The sequence below is a fragment of the Bradyrhizobium sp. MI1.11 genome (assembly GCF_055811255.1).
Genome location: NZ_JBVVPM010000124.1, coordinates 1 through 5,218 on the forward strand (window position 1 = coordinate 1; position 5,218 = coordinate 5,218).

The 5,218-nt window shown below is 65.4% G+C and carries 6 protein-coding genes; 3 read left to right on the forward strand and 3 right to left on the reverse strand.

Annotated features, from left to right (window positions below; genetic code table 11):
- Nucleotides 1-149 precede the first annotated feature (149 nt).
- Both AC0L30_RS42240 and AC0L30_RS42245 read left to right on the forward strand, forming a co-directional pair.
- Complete coding sequence (locus AC0L30_RS42240; protein ID WP_473406729.1) at nt 150-1,016, forward strand: isocitrate lyase/PEP mutase family protein; 867 nt, start codon at nt 150-152, stop codon at nt 1,014-1,016.
- On the forward strand, nt 1,013-1,312 hold the full coding sequence (locus tag AC0L30_RS42245; RefSeq protein ID WP_007603158.1) for an acylphosphatase: 300 nt from the start codon (nt 1,013-1,015) through the stop codon (nt 1,310-1,312). Before AC0L30_RS42240 ends, AC0L30_RS42245 begins: the two co-directional genes overlap by 4 nt.
- Nucleotides 1,313-1,320: 8 nt before the next feature.
- On the opposite strand, the gene AC0L30_RS42250 is transcribed toward AC0L30_RS42245, so the two are convergent.
- Nucleotides 1,321-2,841: a PAS domain-containing sensor histidine kinase gene (locus tag AC0L30_RS42250; protein ID WP_354201860.1), complete on the reverse strand. Its 1,521-nt coding sequence runs from the start codon at nt 2,839-2,841 to the stop codon at nt 1,321-1,323.
- Nucleotides 2,842-2,989: 148 nt separating this feature from the next.
- Entirely contained in the window at nt 2,990-3,844 is an 855-nt protein-coding gene (locus AC0L30_RS42255; RefSeq protein ID WP_473406730.1) for a LysR family transcriptional regulator, read from the reverse strand.
- 112 nt (nt 3,845-3,956) lie between these two features.
- Between AC0L30_RS42255 and AC0L30_RS42260 the strand changes: the two genes are divergently transcribed.
- Nucleotides 3,957-4,379, forward strand: a complete 423-nt coding sequence (locus AC0L30_RS42260; protein WP_007603164.1) for a tautomerase family protein — start codon at nt 3,957-3,959, stop codon at nt 4,377-4,379.
- 58 nt (nt 4,380-4,437) lie between these two features.
- Here AC0L30_RS42260 and AC0L30_RS42265 read toward each other — a convergent pair whose 3' ends face one another.
- Nucleotides 4,438-5,145 carry a DNA helicase gene (locus tag AC0L30_RS42265; RefSeq protein ID WP_473406731.1) on the reverse strand — a complete coding sequence of 236 codons (708 nt, stop codon included), beginning with the start codon at nt 5,143-5,145 and terminating at the stop codon, nt 4,438-4,440.
- Between the last annotated feature and the right edge of the window lie 73 nt (nt 5,146-5,218).

A 5,218-nucleotide genomic window follows, 5' to 3' on the forward strand; every position in this document is an offset into this window, starting at 1 on the left:
GCACGGGGCCCGCGCCCCCCAAACCCCCCGTAATTGGCCCCCCCCGCAAACAAATCCAGTCTGCCGCCGCGGAAAGATTCTGGATTGCTTCGCTGCGCTCGCAATGACGGTGTATGTTGCGGCTGCGTCGCAACAGTTGAGAGGGCACCATGACCTTTCGTTCCCGCCGCGAAAAACTGCGATCGATCCTGTCGGGCGGGACGTGCGTCCATCCCGGCTCGGTCTACGACGCCATCTCGATCCGCATCGCCGAGGATCTCGGTTTCCCGCTCGGCATGTTCGGCGGCTCGGTGGCTTCGCTCGCGGTGCTCGGCGACCCCGACATCACGCTGATCACGCTCACCGAGCTTGCCGAGCAGATGCGGCGGATGTCGCGTGCGGCAGCACTTCCGGTGCTGGTCGATGCCGATCACGGCTATGGCAACGCGCTCAACGTGCGCCGCACGGTGCAGGAGCTGGAAACGGCGGGCGCCGCCGGCCTCACCATCGAGGACACGCTGCTGCCGGCTGGCTTCGGCGAAGCGAAGACGCAGCTGATCTCGCTGGAGGAGGGCGTCGGCAAGATGAAGGCGGCACTCGACGGCCGCGGCGATCCTTCGCTCGTCATCATGGGGCGCACCGGTGCGGCCTCGGTCACCTCGATCGAGGATGCGATCCGCCGCGCCAGGGCCTATGAGGCCACCGGCGTCGACGCGCTGTTCTTCACCGGCATCAAGTCGCGCGCCGAGCTCGAGGCCATCGCATCTGCGACGCGCCTGCCGATCGTGCTCGGCGGCGCGCCGGAGGAGTTGAACGTGCTCGAATACCTTGCTGGCCAGCGCGTGCGCATCGCGCTTCAGGGCCACGCGCCGATCGCGGCCGCAACGCAGGCCGTCTACGAGACGCAGAAGGCGCTGCGCGACGGCACTGCGCCGAAGAATCTCAAAGGCCTTCCGTCGTCGGACTTGACCAGCCGCGTCACGCGCGAGGCCGAGGTCAAGGCGCGCAGCGCCGATGTCCTCGGACTGAAACGATGAGCCGGGCGATCCTCCAGGTCATGATCCGCGGCCGCGTGCAGGGCGTCGGCTACCGGGCCTGGCTCGAATATCAGGCGACGACGTGCGGCCTCGAAGGCTGGGTCCGCAACCGCCGTGACGGCAGCGTCGAAGCGCTGTTCGCGGGGCCGCCGAAGCACGTCGCCGATATGGTGGCGCTGTGCCGCCACGGCCCGCCGTCCTCGCGCGTCGACAGCGTCACCAGCGAGACGGCCGATGTCGATGAGCTGAACTTGCGCCGGGCAGGGGAGGCGTTTTCGGTGTTGCCGACGGTGTAGCTGAAGAATTACCGCGGCAGCTTGGCGATCGCTTCGCTCAATTCGTGGATCTCGTAGGGCTTGCGCAGGATCGGGAAATCGCCGCGCACGCCGGCGGCGACCTCGCTGTAGCCGGTGGCGAGCAGGATCGGCAGGCCGGGGCGGATCTGGCGGAGGTGATGGGCGAGGCTGAGCCCGTCCATCTTGCCGGGCATGACGATATCCGAGAACACGAAGTCGACGCCGTTCTTCTCGATCTCGCTCAAAGCGGCTTCGGCGTCCGCGACCCGGCGCACCTGATAGCCGAGCTGCTCCAGAAGACCGATGCTGACGGCGGCGACGTCCGGATTGTCCTCGACCAGCAGCACCGTGCCGCTGCCTTGGAACGCCGGTTCTCCCGCCGCCTCGCGCGACGGTTCGTCTTCTCCGCGCGGCAGGAGAATGGTGAAGGTCGTGCCCTTGCCGAGCGCGCTCGCGACCCGCACCGTGCCGCCGGCCTGATGGGCGAAGCCGTGCACCTGCGAGAGACCGAGGCCGGTGCCCTTTCCGATCGGCTTGGTTGTGAAGAACGGCTCGAAGATCTTGTCGAGAACGTCGGAGGGAATGCCGAGGCCGGTATCGCTAACGTCGATCGCGATGAATTCGCCCACGAGGGGGTCTTCGTCGAGCACGAGATTGCGCGCTGCGATCGTCACCGTGCCTCCGTCGGGCATCGCGTCGCGGGCATTGATGACGAGGTTGAGCAGCGCGGTCTCGAGCTCGGAAACGTCGGTCCTGATCGGCCACACGTCGCCGCTGACGTCGAAGGCCAGGCGCACGGAGCTGCCGACGCCGGCATCGAGCACCTCGCGGATCGCCGCGATGCGGTCGGCGAAGTCGATTGCCTGCGGATTGACGCTCTGCCGCCGTGCGAAGGTGAGGAGCTGGTTGGTCAGCGCCGCGCCGCGCCTGGTGGCGGTCTCGATCGCCGAGATCGCGCGCTGCAGTTTGGCTTCGTCGTCGGCCCCTCGCTTCAGCATGTGCAGGCTGCCGCTGATGATCATCAGGAGGTTGTTGAAGTCGTGGGCGACCCCGCCGGTGAGCTGGCCGAGCGCATCGAATTTCTGGGATTCGGCGAGCTGCTTCTGCATCGCCTCGAGCTTGAGCTGGGTATTGCGGCGCTCGGTGATGTCGCGCGTGATCTTGGCGAAGCCGACCAACTCGCCGGCCTCGTAGATCGGATCGATCACGACGCTCGCCCAGAAGAAGGTGCCGTCCTTGCGGACGCGCCAGCCTTCCTCCTCATAGCGGCCCTTTTCCCGCGCGATGCCGAGCGCACGGGCGGGCTTGCCGTTGGCGCGGTCGGTCTCGGTGTAGAAACGGGAAAAGTGCTGGCCGAGGATCTCCCCGGGCGAATAGCCCTTGATGCGCTCGCCGCCGATGTTCCAACTGGTGATCCTCCCGGTGGGATCAAGCATGTAGAGCGCGTAGTCCGCAACTCCTTCAACTAAGAGCCGGAAACTGCGTTCGCTTTCGAACAAGTCCCTCTGCTGACTAGACTTCTCGACCATTCCCGGACCCTGCCTCAACGGGGGCAAACGCAGCACGTGGCGGATTGTTCCCGGAGTTTGGAACATTTTTAGGCAACATTGCGAACCCGTATGCAGGACGCAAACCAGCAGACGCTCGCAGCGTTAGAGGCGATCTTGTAAAGCGGCGTCAGACCGCCGCCACGCTCCGAAACGTGGCCGCCACCGCGCGCAATGCCGCGAGCTTGGCGGGATCGCTGACCTTCGAATGGAGCATCACCTTCGAGCTGCCGAGTTTTGGCAGCTTGTTGGCGGGGCCGACATCGACCAATCCGGGAGGTGCGATCCGCCGCGCCAGCGGTGCGATTGCAAGTCCGGCAAGTGCGGCCGCGACCACCGCCGTGACGCCGCCGCCGACAAAACGCTCGCGCCAGGCGAGGCCGGCCTTGTCGAGCGCGCGCACGGCGATGGCGCGGACCCCGCAGGGCGGGGCGAGCGTCGCGAGCGGCAAAGGCTGCCCCTTTGGCACGGTGAAGCGTCTCGATGCGAACCAGCCGAATTCGTCCTCGGCCAGCTTCTCTCCGCCGCGTCGGCTGCCTTCCTGGCGCACGATCACCGCATCCAGTTGGCCAGCATCATAGGCCTCCTGCATCTCGCGCGAGAAGCCGATGGTGACGGCGAGCGTGAGGTTCGACGACATCGCATGCAGGCGTTCGAGCAGGGGTACCAGCTCCGGCCCCGCAGCATGGTCGGAGATGCCGAGCGAGAGCGACTGCGCGACTGAGGCCTCGCCCGACAGCGCGCGGTCATGCGCCGCGATCAGCGCCCGGGCGCGATCGAGGAACGTCGCGCCGTCTGCCGTGAGCCGGACCGCGCGCGGCGAGCGCTCGACGAGACGTTTTCTCAACAGCGTCTCCAGCCGCTGCAGCTTGAGGCTGACGGCCGCCTGAGTCGTGCCAAGCGCTTCGGCGGTCCGCGTAAAACTCTGGAGGTCGGCGACCAGCAGGAAGGCCTGGACGGTGGCGATGTCGAGCGTTGCTGTCATTATGATATCTTATCACTAGTATCAACAGAGATAAGATACCAAAATGTCGATGGCGGGTCTAGCTTCTCCCCAACGCCGCGCAACACCTGCGCGACATCCGAGGAGAACGACCATGCCGCTGATCACCGTGTCCTACACCACCTCCCGCCAGTCGCCCTCGCTGAAGGCCGACATCGCGAGCGCCGTATCCGAGCTCACCGCAAAAATCCTGCACAAGGATCCTGAGGTCACCGCCATCATCGTGAAGTCGGTGGAGGCGGGCGACTGGTTCGCCGGCGGCAAGTCGCTCGCGGAGCAAAAGCTCGCGAGCTACTGGATCGACATCCACGTCAGCGAAGGCACCAACACCAAGGACGAGAAGGCCGCCTATCTCGCCGCGATGTTCCAGCGCATGGCCGGGATCCTGGGCCCGCTGCATCACGAGACCTATCTGCATGTCGACGAGGTCAAGGGCGACGCCTATGGCTTTGGCGGCCTGACCCAGGAGCGGCGCTACATCGCCGGCAAGCTCGAGGTCTCGCCGGAGAAGGCATGAGGAGCGAGGCCGCGGGTGAACAACCGCACCCGCGGCCTCAACCGGCTGCCAGGGATCGTCAGCTCGCTATGAGAAACTGAACTTCGTCCTTGTTCAGGAAACAGGTCTTGTCGAACAGCTTCAAATCGAGTGGGTTCGGCAGCCTGACATCGTCCAGGTCAGGGCAGGATTTGAGCGAGGGATCATAGGAACGGTCGATCTGCGAGATGAAGACGACGATCAATCCCTTGTCGCGCGCGAATGATTTCAACGCGCGCACCTGAACGGTGAGGTCGGGATTTTCCCGCCGCTGATCGAGCAGTTGCAGATAGTCGATCACCACGACCGTGCCGCGCGGTGCTGCGGCCATCTGCTTGACGACGTAATCGGCACTGATGACGTCGGAGCAATCGACCTCGAAGAGTTTTTCGAATTGCGCTGGATCCGCGCCGATCGCCCGAAAACGATCCAGAACGTCTTTCTCGGTGTATTCGAGCGAGAAGAACGCGGCGCGGTGGCCCGACCGCATCGCCTCCACGGCAAGCCCGAGGCTCATCAGGGTCTTGCCCTGGCCGGGGCGCGCGCCGACCAGCACCAGGTCACCCGGTTGGAATTGCGGGAAAAGCCTGTTGGCCGGCGTCGCTGCGGCAGCTTTCGCCGCGAGCATGCTCCAGGCGGAAAATCCTTCCGTCGCGGCGATACGGTCGAGCGCATCGTGCAGCGGAATGCCTTTCCCGCGGGACAGGCGCTTCGCTCTTCGCTTCAGATGATAGATGGGTGCAGACAGGGCGGATTCAAACGGTCGTCGCAACACCAGGAGTTTGGAGGTTGCGATGAACGTTGTAAGGCGCAGATCGGCG